The sequence below is a fragment of the uncultured Polaribacter sp. genome (genome assembly GCF_947495205.1).
Taxonomy (GTDB): domain Bacteria; phylum Bacteroidota; class Bacteroidia; order Flavobacteriales; family Flavobacteriaceae; genus Polaribacter.
Genome location: NZ_CANLXV010000005.1, coordinates 1 through 19,168 on the forward strand (window position 1 = coordinate 1; position 19,168 = coordinate 19,168).

Consider the following 19,168-nt stretch of genomic DNA (forward strand, 5'->3'; position numbering starts at 1 on the left):
ATATCAAAAAGAGGAAATTCCAGAATCCGACGAGCCTTGTATATGCCTTCTTTAGTTGTTATTCAATGTGAAGTACAGCAATTTAAAGATTTATATGATAGAACTTATAAAAAACACGGAGTGAAGATGAAAAGCTATGTTGCTGTTCAGAAAAAGCTATTAACGATGATTTATTATTTATGGAACAAAAATGAAGCTTATAATCCAAACTATAAGGTAAAATTCCAAGAAGAGGAGCAGAAGCTTTACTCTCTGTTTGCCTTTGAAAAAGGCATAAAAAGTAGCCCCAATAAAATTGAGGCTACACAAGGTAAACTTCCAGTGAATGATCACAGTGAGCTTCCTCTCTGTTAAATCAAAAATAATAAAAATTAAGACAATAAAATTAGGAATTAAAGATAGTACCTAGCCGTGTTTGCCAACTTTTAGAATTAATGAATTGTTTTAATCATTCACAAACATAAGAGGTTTTAAAAACCTGTGAGGTCTAAAAAAGAAAAATGGGAGGTTTATTTTTTATTTTAATTGTTTTACCAATTTCACTATTGTTATTAATAATAGCTGGCATCACAAATAAAAAAATCTACGCCCAACTTGTTTTATATTTTTGGTTATTTTTAATTACTATTTCCATTTTAGCAGAAATTACACGTCCTCTTTTCACTAAAAAAGTATTAGAAAAATCAGATTTTTACGGAGAATACATAATTGATAGAAGTTATTTTCCAGGAAAACAAGCAAATTGGCAGTACAACAATTTCCGATTTGAAATCAAAGAAAATGATTCTATTTATTTTTATGTTACAGATAACAAAATCATCCTTAAAACTTATAAAGGCAAATTTTCAACCAAAAAAACATTTACATCAGAGCGTCCAAAATTTAAAATGCAAACGCCTAATCATCATATTTTAACCACAAATCCAACGGTTTATAGAGAAATTTGGGATTTTTATTTGGTTTTTAATTCTCCTAAGTTTAAAAATATGTATTTTCGAAAAGGAAAATGGAAAACAATAGATTAAAAAATGATATTTAACCTAACAGACCAGCAAAAAGTAAATTACACTAGAATAATAGCAGTTTTAGCAATACTGGTGCTAATGCTTTATGCTCCTAAATTATGGATTTCTACAAAAATTTTTCCAGTAATTCCATTGTTTGATTGGTTGCCAATTCCCACAAATCCATTAGATTATATTTTAGCAATTTTCTTTTTCGGAATTCAAATTGTGTACATTTTTCAAAATAAAAGATGGCAAGGAATTACAATTATAGTACTCTACCTTTACTTGGCTCTTGTAGATCAAAATAGGTTACAACCTTATTTTTATCAGAGTATTTTAACCATTTTAATGATCGAAATTTTTCCAAAGAAAACCAATTATAAAAAAGTTTTATATGCCGTAATTTTAGTTTTTTTTGCTACTTATTTTTGGAGTGGCATTCAAAAATTAAATCATTCTTTTTACGTACAATGGTTATCTGCTCTAAACAAACATTTTAGTTGCGTAGCAAATTCTAATTCGGCTTTAATATGCTTACCACAAAAATTTCTAGAAATTTTTACCTATGCAGTACCTTGGTTAGAAGCGCTAATGGGCGTTCTATTATTGTTTAATAAAACCAGAAAATTTGGTATTGTATTTGTGCTTTCCATGCACGGAATTATTACTTTTTTATTATTCTATTTAGGTTATGGCTACAATGTTGTACCTTGGAATATTCAAAATATGTTTTCTGTAGTTATTATATTCTGGACGTTAAAAACCACAAATGCATTGGCTTTTTTCGCAGAATTTTTTGACAAACAGAAAATAGTAGCCTTGTTTTTTACTTGTATTTTACCTTTTGCCAATTTTACAACTGGCTTTTATGATAATCTTTTATCTTTTCATTTTTTTACGGCAGATTTAAATTATTACAACATTGTTTTAAATGACGAATTAGAAGACAGTTTACCAGAACATATTAAAGCTTTTTACAGGTATAAAAATAGTAGTGCTTATTTAAACGTTAATGAGTGGGCGCAATATGATAATAAAGTACTTTTTTATCCAGAAGAAAGAATTATTAAATCTCTAGACGCATACTTAAGGTCTTTTGCTAAAAATCCGCAAGAAAAAGGTTTAACAGAATTGGTTATTTACAATCACGAAGGAGAATAGAATTTTAGTGAAGAAACCCATCTAAATAACAAATTCTAATTCAATCTGTACGAATTCTAAAACAGCTAAAATTTACCTTTGTTTTGGTTTTACTTTTACAGTGTATTCACACTTTAAAACATAAAAAATCATGAAAACACTTGTAAAAAACACCGTAATTTTTGGATTAAGTATTTTAGCTACTACCGTATTTATTAGCTGCAATTCTAACGAAATTGAAAAGCAACCAGAAACACAAATTTCAGCTCAAAACACAATTCCTGTTGCACAAAAAGTTAAAGCTATAACATATCAAAAACCAGTTGTATTTATAGCAGGTTTTGACAAAGGCAACGAAACCTTTTACAACAATGCTAGAACCTATTTTAAAGAAAAAAACCTTAAGGTTATTGATGGTAAATATTCTTTAGAAGAAATTATTCTTTGGTTAAATACTAATGGTAAATCTAGTTTATTTAGTGAAATTCATATTGTAAATAAAAGCAATCCATTTAAAGGCATGAATTTAGAAACAGTAATTCATGGAGATAAAATTACTGCAGAAACGTTAAGAAGAACTATTACCCAAGGCACATTACCTAAACTACAAAACGTAGTAAACACAAATTCTAAAATTATATTTCATGCTTCTGGTTTGGTAGAAAATTTAGAATTATTAAAAACAATAAAAGATGCATTTCATGCTAAAGAAAATCCAAAAGTTATAGCATCTCCTTATCATACTGTTTTTGGCGGCGCTTTTTCCAATCATTATTTAGCACAACCTTATTATGTGTTTTACCCAACCGCTAATTCTCCAGGAATTACAGATTTATCTAAGGAAATTGCAAAAAAATATCCAGAAGAAACAGAAATAGAATGGTTTAATGCGCTAAATAATGAAGAAGAAAGATATGTGGGTGAAGCTTACACTACACAATTTACAGTGCCAATTCTTTGGGAATTCGATTTTCATAATACAGATAATGAAATGCCAAAATTTAAAATTGCAGAAGAAGTAATGGATTGGATTGAGCAAGATGAACAACTTATGGCAGAATTAAAAACATACAACATACCACTGGAAAAATTTAGATGGAATTGGAAAGTAAAAGGAAGCAAATTAACCATAAAAGGAAGAACAACAGGTCTTTGTGTTTTAAAGCCTTTAATTAAGCCTTATGGAGACTTAAAACACATAAAACCAGATACAAACAACAAACGTTTGTATGCCATGAAATAGCATATGTAATAGCAATTGGAAGTAAATAAACGTCATTACATAAAATTTATAACCTTGTAATGACGTTTTAATTAGTAAGTTTGTTTTATGAAATTAATTTTTCAAAATTTGTTTTTATTCTTTTTAAAACTCTCTTTAATCTGGAATGGGTTTTTACTTACTATCCTACTATTTTTATCACTAAATAGTAAAGCACAAGAAAATAATTTCAAAAAAATAAATGACTCTGAAAAATTTGTAGTTCATAAAATTGCACAAGACAGCTTTAATAATATTTGGTTAGGAACCAACAATGGATTCATTAAATTTGATGGAGTTTCTTTAAAAAGTTATGATTTTAAAATTGGTAATTCATCTAGAGCAATACAATCTCTTTTTAGTAAAAACGATTCTATTTTCATTGGTAAAAACAAAAACCTTTACCTAAAAACCAAAAACAATATTTTTACTTTTGATGCTAAAAGTGTAAACACAATATGTAACAGGAAAAACGAATATTATTTTGGTACTAACCAAGGTATTTTACATTTTAGAAAAGATTATTTACAACCTTTAAAAACCACTTACAATTTAGATTTTTCTGTAATTAATACTATTGTTTTTTACAAAAATCATTTTTTAGTGTCTTCAAATAGTGGGCTTTGGCAGTTAGACGAGTTAATTCAGCCTAAAAAAGTAACTTTAATTGCTAAAGGTAATTTTTCTTCCTTATTAAAAGCAAAAAATAATTTGTATGTGCTTAAAAACAATACTGAAATCTTCGCATTAGATTCCAAAAACAAGCTACAATTAAAATACACACAAGCTGAAACAAAGAGCATTAAAAAAGTGCAAAACTATATTTATGTAATTTCTAAAAATGAAGGTATTAACATTTTAAATGACACTACGTTTATATTCCAAAAAAGAATTAATAAATACAACAGCAATCTAGATTCTAATACAATAAACGATGTATTTGAAGATGCAGAAAACAACATTTTTATTGCCACAAATACAGGTTTATTTATAAAACAAAATAGAATTGTTTCTGAAAAACCACAACTACAAATTGCAAGTATTAGCGTAAATTACAAACAGATAGACACCATTAATACAAATAATTACAACAAGCTATTAACACTGGAAACAGATCAAAATAACGTTTCTTTTCTTTTGCAAAGCATTTCTATAAATAACGCTAAAAATATACAATTTCGTTATCAGCTAAATAATGCTAACTTCTCGCCTTGGAGTGCAGAAAATCAAATTAATTTTGCAAACTTAAGTGCAGGAAAATATATTTTAAAAGCACAAACTAGGTTTAAAAACGGTGGTAAAACCTCCACAAAAATATTCTCTTTTAGTATAGACCAACCAATTTATAAAAAAACTTGGTTTATAAGTTTAGTATTTATTATGGTTTGTTTGGCAATTGCAGGTTTTGTAGAATTATACATTCGTGGCATTAAAAAGAAAATTAACAAACAAGTTAAGGCACTACAAATAGAAAATAAATTAATCTCTTTAGAGCAAAAAGCCTTGCAGTTACAAATGAATCCTCATTTTATTTTTAATGTATTAAACGGCATAAAAGCTTTAGGAAATTCTAATGATAAAAAAGAACTAAACACGAGCGTTAACCAATTTGCCATACTTTTAAGAAGTGTTTTAAATAATTCTAGATTAAAAGAAATCAGTTTACAAGAAGAAATAAAAACGGTAGACAATTATTTAAATTTAGAGCAAAAAATGAGTGCTTTATCTTTTGATTACGTTATTGAAAAAAAATTAAATGGTATTGATGCAGAAGAAATTTTAATTCCGCCAATGTTATTACAACCTTTTGTAGAAAATGCCATAAAACACGGTATTTCTAAAATAAATAAAAAAGGAAAAATCAAAGTTAGCTTTTTAGTAAAACATAGTTTTTTAGAATGTTTTATTTCAGATAATGGAATTGGGTTTTACCAATCACAAAAAAATAAGAAGAATACAAAACACATATCTCTAGCTTTAAAAATAACAAAAGAAAGAATAGAAAACATATCTAAATACAGCAATTTTTCTATAATAGAAGTGGTAGAAAACAAGGTTGTTTCAGGCACAGAAGTTTGGTTTAAAATTCCGTTAAAAACAGATTATTAAACAAATGAAAAGAAGAAAATTTATAAAAAAATCGGTTTTAGGAATTGCTGGTATTGGTTTAAGTACAGCTATTTATTCTTGGCAAATTGAGCCTTTTTGGTTAGAGTTTGTGCATAAAAAAATGCCTATAAAAAACTTACCTAACAATTTAATTGGAAAAACACTAATGCAAATTAGTGACACACATGTTGGTAATAGGTTTGATTATCAATTTATTATTGATTCTTTTAAAAAAGCAAAACAACTAAAACCAGATTTTGTAGTGTATACAGGAGATTATGTTTCTTATGAAAACGAAAAACAATTTGCACAATTAAAAGAAGTTATGCAATCGGCTGTTTTAGGTAATTTGGGTACTTTTGGTATTCTTGGAAATCATGATTATGGCATTAATTGGTACCAACAAAAAGTTGCAAATCAGATTACTTCAATTCTAGAAAATTCTAAAATCAAAATACTTAACAATCAAAAAGAAGAAGTTAACGGATTGCATATTATTGGTTTAGATGATTATTGGGGTTTAAACTTTAATCCTAAAAAAGTATTATCAGAGATAAACCACAACCACGCAAATTTGGTTTTATGTCACAATCCAGATGTTTGTGATCTTGATGTTTGGTCTAACTATAAAGGTTGGGTTTTATCTGGCCACACTCATGGTGGTCAAGTAAAACCACCTTTTTTAAATCCTCCTTTATTACCTGTAGAAAATAAAAAATATACTGCCGGAAAATTTAATTTAAGTGATGGCAAAACTTTATATATTAATAGAGCATTAGGTAACAGTAGACAAGTTCGTTTTAATGTAAGACCAGAAATTACTGTTTTTAAACTTGAAAAGGTCTAATTATGAAAAAAACAACAGCAATTTTAGTTGAAGACAATGTATTGGCGTTAGAAATGTTACACCAAGAAATTATTGATAATTTTAAAGAAATAGAAATTATTGGTACTGCAAAATCTGTTGTAGAAGCTGCCAAACTACTACGAGCCAAAACACCAGATATTTTATTTTTAGATATTATGTTGGGAGATGGAACTGGTTTTGATATTTTAGAGATTTTTCCAGAATTAACTTCTAAAATAATATTTGTAACGGCAAGTGATGCTCATGCAATTAAAGCCTTTAAATTTTCTGCAATAGATTATATCTTAAAACCATATTCAGATACAGATTTGGCAAATGCAATTACAAAAGCACATTCTCAAATTCAACCAGAAAATGAACAGTTAAGTGTTTTAAAACAAGTAATAACAAAGCCGAATACAACATTAGAAAAGATTTCTTTACATACATCAGAAAAAATAATAGTTGTAAATATTTCAGAAATTATACGTTGTAAGGCAGATAATAATTATACCACATTTTATTTTAAAGATAATTCTAAAATATTGGTTTCTAAAACTTTAAAGTTTTATGCAGATTTATTAAAAGAAGTTGGTTTTTTAAGAGTACACCAAAGCCATTTAATAAACACAAAGTACATTAAAGAATTCATAAAGTCAGATGGTGGGTATTTAATGCTTACAAACAACGCTAATGTTCCTGTTTCTGTTAGAAAAAAAGCAGAAGTTCTGGAAGTTTTAAATTCTTTTTAAGAATAATTTAAAGAGACTACAATGCACTTTTTGTTTCATTTCAACTAGAGAAATAAAATTTACTGAGGACAATACAAACTAAGTTTTCTTAAGCTGCATTTTATTAAGCTCAAAGTAACACTTGAATTCAAGAAAATTTTACGCACAAAAAAAGCTTCTTATTTCTAAGAAGCTTTTGTTTTGGGTGGAAGACGGGACTCGAACCCGCGACACTCGGTACCACAAACCGATACTCTAACCAACTGAGCTACAACCACCATATAATTGCGGGTGCAAATATAAATGTTTTTTCTATTTTTACACAATAAAAATTTAAATTAATTTATCTAAACTTTCTACAGCAACATAACGTTCTGTGTTAAAACCTTCTGCAAACTCTACTCCTATTAATCTTCCACAATCTCTAGCTCTGTAATGTATGCTATCAATAAAATTTTTGCTTGTAATTGGGGTTTCTGGTTCTTTACTGTTAGGGTCAAAAAACTGAGAAGAATAGGCTTTTACAGCCGCTGTTTTTGTAGCTATAAAACCAGTAACATTTACCACAAAATCTGGCTCTAAATTTTTCCATTGCATATAATGATAAACTAGTTTTGGTCTCCATTTTTCTTGTTTATCGCCTTGTAATGTTGTTTCTATTTTTAAAAGTCCACTTAAAAAGCAAGCATCAGAAACCAATTTACTTCCTTTACCATGATCTATATGCCTATCTTCTAAAGCATTACATAATACAATTTCTGGCTGGTATTTACGAATCATTTTTATAATCTCTAGTTGATGCTTTTTATCATTTGTAAAGAAACCATCTGCAAAACCTAAATTTTCTCTAACAGCAACTCCCATAATTTTTGCAGCATTTTCAGCTTCAATTTTACGCAATTCTGCAGAACCTCTTGTACCTAATTCTCCGCGTGTTAAATCTACAATTCCTACTTTTTTTCCAAGAGAAACTTCTTTTGCAATAGTTGCACCACAACCTAATTCTACATCATCTGGATGCGCCCCAAAAGCTAAAATATCTAATTTCATTTTTCTTTTATTTCTATCTTAATTTTATGTTTAGACTATTATTATCAATTTTATTTACAAAAAATCAATAAAAATATAATCCGAAGTTCAAAAATAATGCTTTTCAAAAGATTATATAAATTAGTTTATCATCTATTTCGTTTTTAAATTCATATTTAGATAAAAAAATAGGTTTGTTTTTATCATTATCATAAAAATGTATAGCGTTAGTTTAAGTATGATTATTATCATAAATTAGGCAAAGGAATACATTTAATTTTACCTGAAATTAAAAACCAAATTTTACAATTATGATGTATATAATGTTAACCATTTTAGTAATTACCATTGCACTTTTTGTTTGGGGCAAATACTCTCCAGATGTTATTGCCTTGGTATCTATGATTAGTTTATTTCTTTGCGGAGTGCTTACTTTAAAAGAAACTTTAAGCGGCTTTAGCAACGCTACAGTTATTATGATTGCTGCCCTTTTTATAATTGGAGAAGGCTTATCTCAAACAGGTTGGACAGCTTTGGCTGGTAAAAAACTAATTGAATTAGCGGGTAAAAGTGTACCAAAACTATTGGTAATTATTACATTAGGCTCTGGTGTTTTATCTGGTTTTGTAAGTAATACTGGTACAGTAGCAACGTTATTGCCGGCCACAATTTCTTCTGCTTGGAGCATTGGTACAATGCCTTCTAAAATATTAATTCCTGTAGCATTTGGTTCTAACACAGGTGGTTTATTAACTTTAACAGGTACACCACCAAATATTATTGCAAATAATGCTTTAATTGATGCTGGTTTTGATGGGTTTTCTTTTTTTGAATTTGGGTTAATTGGTTTGCCGCTTTTAATTATTGCCATTGTTTATTTTAGATACATTGGTTTTAAATTACTTCCAAAAAATAAAACAAACAACAAACCTATTAATATAGATTCTACTTTGCATGAATGGATAGAAGCTTATCAAATTGAAAACGATTATTACCAATTAAGAATTCGTTCTAACTCTCAGTTAATTAATACTCAAATTAGCAAATGGGATATTGAGCACAATTATAACGTAAATATTATTCGTTTAAAAAGAAGGCATCCTAATAGATTAAAAGGCAATTTACCTTTTATTGAAATGCCAGAAAATGAAACCGAATTAAGGTATCATGATATTTTAACTATTAAAGGACATACAGAAGATATTAATAAGTTAATGATTGACTTTAAATTGGGGCTTTTACCAAAAGAATCTGCTGAAAAAGAATTAAGAAGTAATTTAATTAACCAAGAAGTGGGTATGGCAGAAGTAATTGTTACTCAAAAATCTTTTTTAATTGGTAGAGAAATTAAACTGCATGACTATTTTAAAAGATATGGCATACAATTATTGGCTACTTCTAGACATCAAAAACCTTATTTAGAAGATAATTTAAGGGTAAATCCAGGTGATAGTTTTATTATTAGAGGTTCTTGGGAAGATATTGAAAACTTAAATACACAACACAAACACGTGGTTATTGTTGGTAGTCCAGAAGAAATGCAAAAAGATGTAGATGAGCTAACGCCAAAATCTTATATTGCTTTAGGTGCTTTACTTTTAATGATTGGTATGTTGGTTTTTAAAATAGTTCCTGGCGCAATCGCAGCTTTAATTGCTGCAGGTATTGTTTTATTTGCTGGTTGTGTACCCTTTACAAAAGCATACAAAAGTATTAGTTTTACAAGCGTTGTAATGATTGCTGCCATGATACCAATGGGAGTTGCAATTCAAAAAACAGGTGCAGCAGAACTAATTTCTAATTCTTTAATAAATTTCTTAGGAAAAGACAATCCAACTTTATTGCTAGCGGGTATTTTTATATTAACTACAACTTTTAGTCAATTTATAAACAACTCTGCAACGGCAGTTTTAATGGCGCCAATTGTTTTATTAGCAGCAAGTAGCGTGGGTATTTCTCCAGAGCCGTTATTAATTACAGTTGCTATTAGTGCTTCTACCGCATTTTTAACGCCAATTGGTACCACAACAAATGCTATGGTAATGAGTTCTGGAAATTATAAATTTGTAGATTATTTAAAAGTTGGTTTTCCATTATTGATGATTTTTATAATAACCACCATTATTTTAGTGCCAATAATTTGGCCTTTTTAAAGAAAAACATTTTACTTTTTTAAGCTAGATTATCTTTATTAAATAAGAAAATCTAGCTTTTTTTTTATTTTAAAGTGAAGCTTTTATGGCCTGTTCTATATCTGAAATTAAATCTTTTGGCTCTTCAATTCCTACAGAAAAACGAATTAAACCATCTCTAATACCACGTTTTAAACGTTGTTCTTCTGTTAATAAAGCATGTGTGGTTTGGGCAGGAGAAACCATTGTACTTTCTAAACCTGCTAAACTCATAGAAGGTTTTATCAATTTTAAATTATTTTGAAAAACCATGGGGTTTATACCTTCTTTTAACTCAAAAGACAACATGGCTCCAAAACCTTTCATTTGTTTTTTTGCCAATTCATAATTAGGATGACTTTTTAAACCAGGATAATACACACGATCTATATTTGTACTACCTTCTAAATATTCTGCCATTTCTTGAGCATTTTTAGTTTGCTCTTTAACACGTAAGTTTAATGTTTTTAGACTTCTTTCTAACAACCAAACTGTTTGATCGCTTAAATTTCCACCAAAATTAATCGCTGTTTTCCAGATTTGGGCAATATGTTCTTTAGTTGCTGCAATTGCTCCCGCAGAAATATCTGAATGTCCTCCCATATATTTTGTAGCCGAATGCAAAACAATATCTATACCAAAATCTGCTGGATTTTGGTTGATAGGACTTGCAAATGTATTGTCTATCATGGTAATGCAATTGTTGGCTTTTGCTAAATTTGCAACGGCTTGCATATCTGTAATTCCTAAAAGCGGATTAGACGGCGTTTCTATATAAATTACTTTTGTATTTTTTTTTACTAAAGGAATAAAATCTTTAATAGCATCTGATTCTGTGAATGAATATTCAATTCCATATTTTTCAAATTCTTGCACAATAAAATTATAGGTTCCACCATAAATTACCTGCTGAATTATAACATGGTCCCCCGTTTTTAAAAAAGCAAAAAGTGCTGCAGATATTGCTGCCATACCAGAACCAAAAATTAAGCCATCTTCTGTGTTTTCTAAAGCAGCTATTTTTTTACACAACATTTCTTGATTTGGTGTATTAAAATAACGCGGATATCTTTTAACATCTACACCATCAAAAGCATAAGAGGTAGCTGTATAAATTGGAGAAACTGCGCCTTTAAACTGCTCATCTTTTACCTCTCCTGTGTGTACACAAATGGTGTTTATTCCGTATTTTTTAGATTCTTTCATTTCCTATTCTTTCTAATTGCTAAATTAACAAATCTTAAATAATGTTTTCTTAAAATTATAATATCTTCGTTATAATGATATCAGTATTAATAATAGGTAATGGAAATGTAGCCACGCATTTATATAAAGCTTTTTTAAAGGCTGATAATATTAAGATTACCAAAATAAAATCTAGAAACATAGTAGATATTCCTAGTGCAGCTATTACAATTATTGCCGTTTCTGATGATGCCATTGCAGCAGTTTCTGCAAAAGTTAACAACTCTTTTGTAGTGCACACTTCTGGCGCCTCTAGTTTAAATACACTAAAAAACAAAAGCAACAAAGGTGTTTTTTACATGTTGCAATCTTTTTCTAAAGGTAAAAAAGTAGATTTTTCTAAAATTCCATTTTGTTTAGAAGCAACAAATGAAAACGATTATAAATTGCTGGAAAACTTGGCTAAAACTATTGGCAAAAAAGTGTATCATATTTCTTCGGAACAAAGAAAAAAAATACATGTTGCTGCAGTTTTTGTAAACAATTTTACCAATCATTTGTACAAAATAGGCCAAGATATTTGTGAAGAAAATCAAATTCCGTTTGAAATATTACAACCTTTAATTCAAGAAACAGCAGTAAAAATTAAAACAGTAGCACCAAAAAATTCGCAAACTGGTCCTGCAATTAGAAAAGATGAAAAAACAATAAAAAATCATCTAGAAATCTTAAATACACAACAACAAGATATTTATAAAATACTAACAGCATCTATTCAAGATACTTTAAAATAAAAATTATGGAAATTAGTTACAAACAATTATTGCCCAAAATAAACACCTTTATATTTGATGTAGATGGCGTTTTAACCAACGGAATGTTAACCATAATGCCAGATGGCGAATTGGTAAGACACATGAATGTAAAAGATGGTTATGCCATGAAAAATGCACTAAACAAAGGATATAGAATTTGTATAATTTCTGGTGGAACCAATTTAGGCGTTAAAAATAGATTAATGGCTTTAGGAATAGAAGATGTATTCTTAGGCGCTCATGATAAAATAAAGCAATACAATCTATTGTTAGAAAAATACAATTTACAACCAGAAAATATTTTATATATGGGTGATGATGTTCCTGATTATCCTGTAATGAAATTGGTTGGTTTACCAGCTTGCCCTAATGATGCTGTAAGAGAAATTCAACAAGTTTCTAAATACATTTCAGATAAAAAAGGTGGCGATGGTTGTGTTAGAGATGTAATTGAGCAAGTTTTACGAGTACAACAAAAGTGGGACGAAAACTTTGATGCAAGTCTATAATTTTTAAAATGAAATTTTTTTTATAAATTCACAAAAACAATCTTTAGATATGAAAAACGGTATATTATTCATCTTTTTTACAATTTTTTCAATTTCAATACATGCACAAACTATTTTTGGTAAATGGCATTCTAAAAATGACGATACAGGAGAAGTAGATTCTGTTATAGAAGTTTACGAAAAAAACGGAAAAGCATTTGCAAAGGTAATTGAAGTAAAAGATCCTGAAAGACAAGACGCAGTTTGCGAATTGTGTGAAGGCAAAAATAAAGGAAAAAAAATATTAGGTTTAGATATTTTAACGGGTTTAGAAAAAGATGGTAACGAATGGTCTGGTGGAACAATTTTAGACCCAAGAAACGGAAAAGTATATAAATGCTACATAGCATTAGAAAAACCAAACAAATTAAAATTAAGAGGTTACATTGGTTTTTCTATGTTTGGCAAAACTGCTTATTGGGAAAGAGCTAAATAAAGTTTGTTTTTCTTTTTAAACATATTTTCATGAAATTGAAAATGAGTAAAAAAATAGACCAAAGAATAAAGCGCAGCTTTTTTATGCTGATAGTGCTAGAAATAGTTGCTTGTTATTTTGCGTATTATACTTTAGGAGAGGTAAAGCAAATGTTATTGATATTTCTATTTTTTTTAAACGTAATTCCTATAATATTATATTTTTTAAGAATTAAAATAATTTCATTAGTAACTGCATTCATAATTGGGCTTTTCTTAATTCCAAATCAATTTTTATTATTAACAAAGTGGAATCAATTAAAAAGAGAATCTTTAGAAATAAAGAAGTATGTTTATCAATACAAAAAAGAAAATGAAAAATTTCCGGAAAACATTTTAACATATTCCTTTAAAAACAAAAATCTAATGGCTAATTTTTCTTATCAAAAAAGTAATAAAGAGAATTTTAAATTGCAATATTTTATTGGCACAAAGGGCACAACACATTTTTACAATCACAATTTGGGTGAGTGGGCATATTATGCTGACTAGGAAGAATATGAAAACAAATTTTTGAACTAGAAATCCAATTCTTGTTTACAATCCTAATTGTGGCTTATGGTATTTTGATAATAATTTTATTTCAATCTAAAAAATAAAAGCCCCTTTTAAAAATACTACAGGCTTAATTTTTCTCTTCTAGCATGGGCACAAAAGCAAAATCACCCAATTCTTTCTTTTCAAATTCTTTAGCAGATTTTCTAATAAAAAGTGTCATTATTTGGGTTTTATCACCCACAGGAATTAATAACATCCCTCCTATTTTTAATTGAGATAATAAAGGTTTAGGCACATAAGGTGCACCTGCTGTTACTATAATTTTATCAAACGGAGCTTGTTCTTTTAAACCTACATAACCATCACCAAAAATAAATTTTTTAGGCTTATACCCTAATTTTGGTAAAAAAAGTGATGTTTTTTTAAACAATTCTCTTTGTCTTTCAATAGAATAAACCACTGCTTTTAATTCTAGTAAAACCGCCGTTTGGTAGCCAGAACCTGTGCCTATTTCCAACACTTTTTCTCCTGGTTTTATAGCCAAGGTTTGCGATTGAAATGCAACTGTGTATGGCATAGAAATGGTTTGTTCTGCAGCAATAGGAAAAGCTTTATCTTGGTAGGCATGAGACTCAAAACTAGAATCTATAAATAAATGTCTAGGTATTTTACGAACTGCATTTAATACATTTTTATCTAATATACCTTTTGCTTCTAATACAGTAGCCAATTGATTTCTAAGCCCTTGATGTTTTGATGTATCTTTCAATTTTAACAAATTTCTAAGAGCTAAAAATAAGAATAAATATAATTACACACTCATAAAATTGTATCTTTGTTTTCATTCATTTTTTTTATGAATAAAGAGAACTAACACAAACTTATAACTCAAACCGAGTTAAACAAAATAATTTTTATGCTAAAAGCAGGAGTTTTAGGTGCAGGTCATTTAGGCAAAATTCACTTACGTTTACTACAACAATCTAATAAATACCAATTGGTTGGCTTTTATGACCCTTTTACAGAAAACGCAAAGAAAGTTGCAGATGAATTTGGGTATAAACTATTCAACTCTATAGAAGATTTAATTGCAGCAGTAGAAGTTGTAGACATTGTAACACCAACATTATCTCACTTTGATTGTGCAAAAAAAGCAATAGAAAATGGCTGCCATATTTTTGTAGAAAAACCAATTACTACCACTGTTTTAGAAGCAGAAGCAATTAGAACATTAGCTAGTCAATATCACGTAAAAGGGCAAGTTGGTCACGTAGAAAGGTTTAACCCTGCATTTACAGCTATTAAAGATAAAATAAACAATCCTATGTTTATTGAAACACATAGATTGGCAGAATTTAATCCTAGAGGAACAGACGTACCAGTAGTTTTAGATTTAATGATACATGATATTGATATTATTTTATCGGTTGTAAAATCTAAAGTAAAAAATGTACATGCAAGTGGTGTTGCTGTAATTTCTGAAACACCAGATATTGCAAATGCCAGAATTGAGTTTGAAAATGGTTGTGTTGCAAATTTAACTGCCAGCAGAATTTCAATGAAAAACATGCGTAAAACCCGCTTTTTTCAAAAAGATGCTTATATTTCTGTAAATTTTTTAAGCAAAGAATCTGAAATTGTTAGAATGAATGATGTTCCTGAAAAACCAGATGAATTTGCAATGATTTTGCAAAATGCAGAAGGTGTAAAAAAACAAATTTATTTTGATAAACCAGAAGTAGAAGACAATAATGCTATTTTAGATGAATTAGATTCTTTTGCAGACGCTATAAATAACAATACAAAACCCGTAGTTTCACTAAGTGCAGGTACTGAGGCTTTGCGCGTTGCTCAAATGATTATTGATTGTTTTTAGCATAAATTAGAAAATTAATAAATCAAAAACATTAAATGCAACCTAAAAACTTATCATTAATTCGTTAATAATTTAAGTTAAAAACCTTTTTTGTTTTAATTTCAGAAATTCGTCTTTTTAGGTGAAATTCTAGCGCAAATTAATAAAAAATATTGTAGTGAAAAGTCTTGTAAAATGCTCAAAATCATATATTAAAAATTATTATTGATGAAAAACATAGCTGTAATTGGTGCAGGTACCATGGGAAATGGAATTGCACACACATTTGCTCAATTTAATTATAATGTACATTTAATAGATATTTCTGAAGATTCTCTAACAAAAGGAATGGCTACAATTTCTAAAAATTTAGATAGAATGGTAGCGAAAGAAAAAATCTCTGAAAGTGATAAAGAAAAAACTTTAGCAAATATTAGCACTTTTACAGCAATAAAAAATGGAGTTAAAAATGTAGATTTAGTAGTTGAAGCCGCTACAGAAAACACAGACTTAAAGCTAAAAATATTTAAAGAATTAGATAAAAACTGCGCTCCAAAAACAATTTTAGCTACCAACACCTCTTCAATTTCTATTACACAAATTGCTGCAGCAACAAATAGACCAGACAAAGTAATTGGTATGCACTTTATGAATCCTGTGCCAATAATGAAATTGGTAGAAATTATTAGTGGTTACAATACTGCTGATACAGTTTTGGAAACCATAATAAATTTGTCTAAAAAAATAGCAAAAACTCCTGTAGCCGTAAATGATTATCCTGGTTTTGTGGCAAACAGAATTTTAATGCCCATGATTAATGAAGCTATAGAAACCTTATACAATGGTGTTGCTGGTGTTACAGAAATAGATACTGTAATGAAACTTGGTATGGCGCATCCAATGGGACCTTTACAATTGGCAGATTTTATTGGTTTAGATGTTTGCTTGTCTATAATGAAGGTACTTTATAACGGTTTTAAAAATCCCAAATATGCACCTTGTCCGCTTTTAGTAAACATGGTTATGGCTGGTAAATTGGGCATAAAATCTGGCGAAGGTTTTTATGATTATTCAGAAAACAGAAAAGCAGAAACGGTTGCTAAAATGTTTGCCTAAGAAAAAACTATGATAAAAAAAATAAGCAGTATTTTACTTATAATTATTAGCTTTTCTCTCTTTGCTCAAAAAAAGAAGAAAGGAATAACCAATGTTAAAAAAGTTGGTATTTTATATAATTATACAGATCAAAATAATTTTGTTTTCAACGATCCTGATTTTTTATATACTGGTGAAACTATTAAACTACAGGCTTTTTATGATTTAGGTAAGTGGAAATCTTTTGATTTTGAATTGATAGCACAACCACAATTTCAGCGCATCAATCATCAACTCATAAATTCTTTTTTCGTTTTACCTACAGAAGAAAATTTTTTAGATAAAATAGAAGAATTTACAACTCCTAAAAAGATAAATTTTTATGCTTTTGAGTTAGGTTTTGTAATGAAAAAAGAAATCTTCAACAACTTTAATGTGCTACTAACTGCAGGTTTAGGCTTAGGAAGTATAGACACTAGAACAGAGCGTTTGGCAAAGGGTTTTACCTTTTTAGAGAACTTATCTTTAGGTTTATCTTATAAGGCTTTTGCAAAAACAACTTTTTATTTAGGTAGTAATATTGGTCATATTTCTAATTTAGATACCCAAAAACCCAATAACGGTTACTCTTTTTTAGGTGCAGAAGTTGGTATTGCTTATCATTTATAAAAAATAAAAACCTCATAAAAGTACATTTTATGAGGTCTTAGTAATGTTTAAAAAAAGATTAGTTCCCTAACCAAGAATTTAGCATCCAAATTGTTTTTTCTTGTGTTGCTATAAAATCACTTACCATTGCGTTGGTACCTTCATCATCTGCTTTATCTGATAATTCTAAAATTTCTCTTTCAATTTTTAACAATTCAGATAAAGAATTTACTACCAATTTTACAGCATCTATATCTTTAGAAATGTTTTTACCAACGGGCACAGAAGCATTTGCTATATAATCTGTAAAAGTATGTAATGGTTGGCCTTGTAAAGTTAAAATACGTTCTGCTATATCATCTATTTTAATTTGAGAATCTGTATAAAACTCTTCAAACTTGGCATGCAACTCAAAAAAATTATTTCCCTTAATATTCCAATGTAATCCTCTTAAATTTTGATAATATATTTGAAAGTTTGCCAACAAACCATTCAATTTATTCACTAAATTTGCACTATCATTTTTATCTAATCCTATTATAGATTTATTCATTTTTTTTCATTTTTGTTCTACCACAAAATTAATCGAAATTTAAAAGTTTAAACTATAAATAATATTGATAGTTCTAATATATTTATAAGAAAATATTATACCATGACAATCACCCAATTAAAATATGTATTATCTGTTGCAGAATACCAAAATTTTACAATTGCCGCAGAACATAGCTTTGTAACGCAACCTACGTTAAGCATGCAAATTCAAAAATTAGAAGATGAGTTAGATATTAAAATATTTAATAGATCTAAAAAACCTATTGAATTAACAGAAGTTGGAAAAAAAATAGTAGAACAAGCCAAAGTTGTGGTAGATGAAAGTAACCGAATTCTAGATATTGTACATCAACAAAAAGGTTATATAGGTGGAGAATTTAAATTAGGCATTATACCTACAATAATGCCAACATTACTGCCAATGTTTTTGCAGAATTTTACCAACAAATACCCCAAAGTAAAGTTAATTATTGAAGAATTAACTACAGAAGAAATGGTAAGAAAGTTAACAGATGGCCACATAGATGCAGCCATTGCTGCAACTCCTTTAGAAAATGAAGCCATTAAAGAAAAACCATTATATTATGAACCTTTTATAGGACTTATACCAGAAAACCACCGTTTATTTGGTAACAAACAAATTAATGCTGATGAGTTAGAAGTAGAAGATATTTTACTATTAGAAGATGGCCATTGTTTTAAAGATAACATTATAAATCTTTGTAGAAATCATAAAATAGATAACAAAAAAAGGTTTCAATTAGAAAGCGGAAGTTTTGACACTTTAATTAAACTTTCTAAAGAAGGTTTAGGCATGACGCTTTTACCTTATTTACATACTTTAGATTTAAATGATGCAGATAAAAAGCATTTACGAGAATTTACAGCTCCATCACCTGCAAGAGAAGTTAGTATAATTTACCACAAATCTCAATTAAAAATGCAATTGATAGAAGCTCTTAAGAAAACTATAGATGGCGTGGTTAGAGGTGCTATTTCTTTTTCTGATGTAAAAATTATTAGTCCCTTAAATAAAAAGTAGTTTTAATTTTTAAAGTATTAAAAAAGTTCAGTATTTCATAAATCCTGAGCTTTTGAAATTTACGCCCTTTATAGAACACTAAAGCAAAAAGGGTGTTTTTCCCTTTATTTTAATCATCTTTTTAAAATAAATTTGAAGCATAAAATAGAAGAGTTATT

At 28.6% G+C, this 19,168-nt stretch carries 20 protein-coding genes and 1 tRNA gene; 16 read left to right on the top strand and 5 right to left on the bottom strand.

Annotated features, from left to right (window positions below; genetic code table 11):
- From Q0762_RS05830 to Q0762_RS05860, 7 genes are all read left to right on the top strand, one after another.
- Positions 1 to 354 (top strand): transposase (locus Q0762_RS05830; RefSeq protein ID WP_298764737.1); only part of this gene is annotated, 354 nt, incomplete at its 5' end.
- Positions 355 to 500: 146 nt separating this feature from the next.
- Entirely contained in the window at positions 501 to 1,025 is a 525-nt protein-coding gene (locus Q0762_RS05835) for a hypothetical protein (protein ID WP_298764740.1), read from the top strand.
- Positions 1,026 to 1,028: 3 nt separating this feature from the next.
- A complete protein-coding gene (locus tag Q0762_RS05840; RefSeq protein WP_298764742.1) occupies positions 1,029 to 2,168 on the top strand; it encodes a MauE/DoxX family redox-associated membrane protein in 1,140 nt (379 codons plus the stop codon).
- Between the two features lie 130 nt (positions 2,169 to 2,298).
- A complete protein-coding gene (locus tag Q0762_RS05845; RefSeq protein ID WP_298764745.1) occupies positions 2,299 to 3,390 on the top strand; it encodes a hypothetical protein in 1,092 nt (363 codons plus the stop codon).
- Between the two features lie 87 nt (positions 3,391 to 3,477).
- The gene (locus Q0762_RS05850; protein ID WP_298764747.1) at positions 3,478 to 5,517 is read left to right on the top strand and encodes a histidine kinase; all 2,040 of its coding nucleotides are present in this window, start codon (positions 3,478 to 3,480) and stop codon (positions 5,515 to 5,517) included.
- Positions 5,518 to 5,521: 4 nt separating this feature from the next.
- Positions 5,522 to 6,364: a metallophosphoesterase gene (locus Q0762_RS05855; protein ID WP_298764750.1), complete on the top strand. Its 843-nt coding sequence runs from the start codon at positions 5,522 to 5,524 to the stop codon at positions 6,362 to 6,364.
- 2 nt (positions 6,365 to 6,366) lie between these two features.
- A complete protein-coding gene (locus tag Q0762_RS05860) occupies positions 6,367 to 7,116 on the top strand; it encodes a LytTR family DNA-binding domain-containing protein (protein WP_298764752.1) in 750 nt (249 codons plus the stop codon).
- A gap of 182 nt (positions 7,117 to 7,298) precedes the next feature.
- Here Q0762_RS05860 and Q0762_RS05865 read toward each other — a convergent pair.
- Together Q0762_RS05865 and bshB1 are read right to left on the bottom strand one after the other, a co-directional pair.
- A tRNA-His gene (locus Q0762_RS05865) sits at positions 7,299 to 7,374 on the bottom strand.
- 54 nt (positions 7,375 to 7,428) lie between these two features.
- Entirely contained in the window at positions 7,429 to 8,145 is a 717-nt protein-coding gene (gene bshB1 / locus Q0762_RS05870) for a bacillithiol biosynthesis deacetylase BshB1 (RefSeq protein WP_298764755.1), read from the bottom strand.
- A 290-nt stretch (positions 8,146 to 8,435) separates the two neighbouring features.
- Here bshB1 and Q0762_RS05875 point away from each other — a divergent pair, with 290 nt between their 5' ends.
- On the top strand, positions 8,436 to 10,277 hold the full coding sequence (locus Q0762_RS05875) for an SLC13 family permease (RefSeq protein ID WP_298764756.1): 1,842 nt from the start codon (positions 8,436 to 8,438) through the stop codon (positions 10,275 to 10,277).
- A 69-nt stretch (positions 10,278 to 10,346) separates the two neighbouring features.
- On the opposite strand, the gene Q0762_RS05880 is transcribed toward Q0762_RS05875, so the two are convergent.
- Positions 10,347 to 11,501 carry a PLP-dependent aspartate aminotransferase family protein gene (locus Q0762_RS05880; protein ID WP_298764758.1) on the bottom strand — a complete coding sequence of 385 codons (1,155 nt, stop codon included), beginning with the start codon at positions 11,499 to 11,501 and terminating at the stop codon, positions 10,347 to 10,349.
- Between the two features lie 74 nt (positions 11,502 to 11,575).
- Here Q0762_RS05880 and Q0762_RS05885 point away from each other — a divergent pair, with 74 nt between their 5' ends.
- The 4 genes from Q0762_RS05885 to Q0762_RS05900 are packed head-to-tail and all read left to right on the top strand — an operon-like array spanning position 11,576 to position 13,809.
- Complete coding sequence (locus Q0762_RS05885; RefSeq protein WP_298764761.1) at positions 11,576 to 12,274, top strand: Rossmann-like and DUF2520 domain-containing protein; 699 nt, start codon at positions 11,576 to 11,578, stop codon at positions 12,272 to 12,274.
- Positions 12,275 to 12,279: 5 nt separating this feature from the next.
- Positions 12,280 to 12,804, top strand: a complete 525-nt coding sequence (locus Q0762_RS05890) for an HAD family hydrolase (RefSeq protein ID WP_298764763.1) — start codon at positions 12,280 to 12,282, stop codon at positions 12,802 to 12,804.
- Between the two features lie 49 nt (positions 12,805 to 12,853).
- Positions 12,854 to 13,279, top strand: coding sequence for a DUF2147 domain-containing protein (locus tag Q0762_RS05895; protein WP_298764765.1), 426 nt, complete (start codon positions 12,854 to 12,856; stop codon positions 13,277 to 13,279).
- A gap of 41 nt (positions 13,280 to 13,320) precedes the next feature.
- Positions 13,321 to 13,809 (top strand): hypothetical protein, encoded by a 489-nt coding sequence (locus Q0762_RS05900; protein ID WP_298764767.1) that lies wholly within the window; start codon positions 13,321 to 13,323, stop codon positions 13,807 to 13,809.
- Positions 13,810 to 13,942: 133 nt separating this feature from the next.
- Here Q0762_RS05900 and Q0762_RS05905 read toward each other — a convergent pair whose 3' ends face one another.
- A complete protein-coding gene (locus Q0762_RS05905; protein ID WP_298764769.1) occupies positions 13,943 to 14,584 on the bottom strand; it encodes a protein-L-isoaspartate(D-aspartate) O-methyltransferase in 642 nt (213 codons plus the stop codon).
- Between the two features lie 147 nt (positions 14,585 to 14,731).
- Here Q0762_RS05905 and Q0762_RS05910 point away from each other — a divergent pair, with 147 nt between their 5' ends.
- The 3 genes from Q0762_RS05910 (at position 14,732) to Q0762_RS05920 (ending at position 17,434) form a co-directional block, all read left to right on the top strand.
- Positions 14,732 to 15,691, top strand: a complete 960-nt coding sequence (locus Q0762_RS05910; protein ID WP_298764770.1) for a Gfo/Idh/MocA family oxidoreductase — start codon at positions 14,732 to 14,734, stop codon at positions 15,689 to 15,691.
- A 207-nt stretch (positions 15,692 to 15,898) separates the two neighbouring features.
- The gene (locus tag Q0762_RS05915) at positions 15,899 to 16,786 is read left to right on the top strand and encodes a 3-hydroxybutyryl-CoA dehydrogenase (RefSeq protein ID WP_298764772.1); all 888 of its coding nucleotides are present in this window, start codon (positions 15,899 to 15,901) and stop codon (positions 16,784 to 16,786) included.
- Between the two features lie 9 nt (positions 16,787 to 16,795).
- Positions 16,796 to 17,434: an acyloxyacyl hydrolase gene (locus tag Q0762_RS05920; RefSeq protein WP_298764774.1), complete on the top strand. Its 639-nt coding sequence runs from the start codon at positions 16,796 to 16,798 to the stop codon at positions 17,432 to 17,434.
- Between the two features lie 58 nt (positions 17,435 to 17,492).
- Here the strand turns inward: Q0762_RS05920 and Q0762_RS05925 are convergent, their stop codons facing one another.
- Positions 17,493 to 17,966, bottom strand: a complete 474-nt coding sequence (locus Q0762_RS05925; protein WP_298764777.1) for a Dps family protein — start codon at positions 17,964 to 17,966, stop codon at positions 17,493 to 17,495.
- Between the two features lie 102 nt (positions 17,967 to 18,068).
- Between Q0762_RS05925 and Q0762_RS05930 the strand changes: the two genes are divergently transcribed.
- Positions 18,069 to 19,010: a hydrogen peroxide-inducible genes activator gene (locus Q0762_RS05930; protein ID WP_298764780.1), complete on the top strand. Its 942-nt coding sequence runs from the start codon at positions 18,069 to 18,071 to the stop codon at positions 19,008 to 19,010.
- Positions 19,011 to 19,168 lie beyond the last annotated feature (158 nt).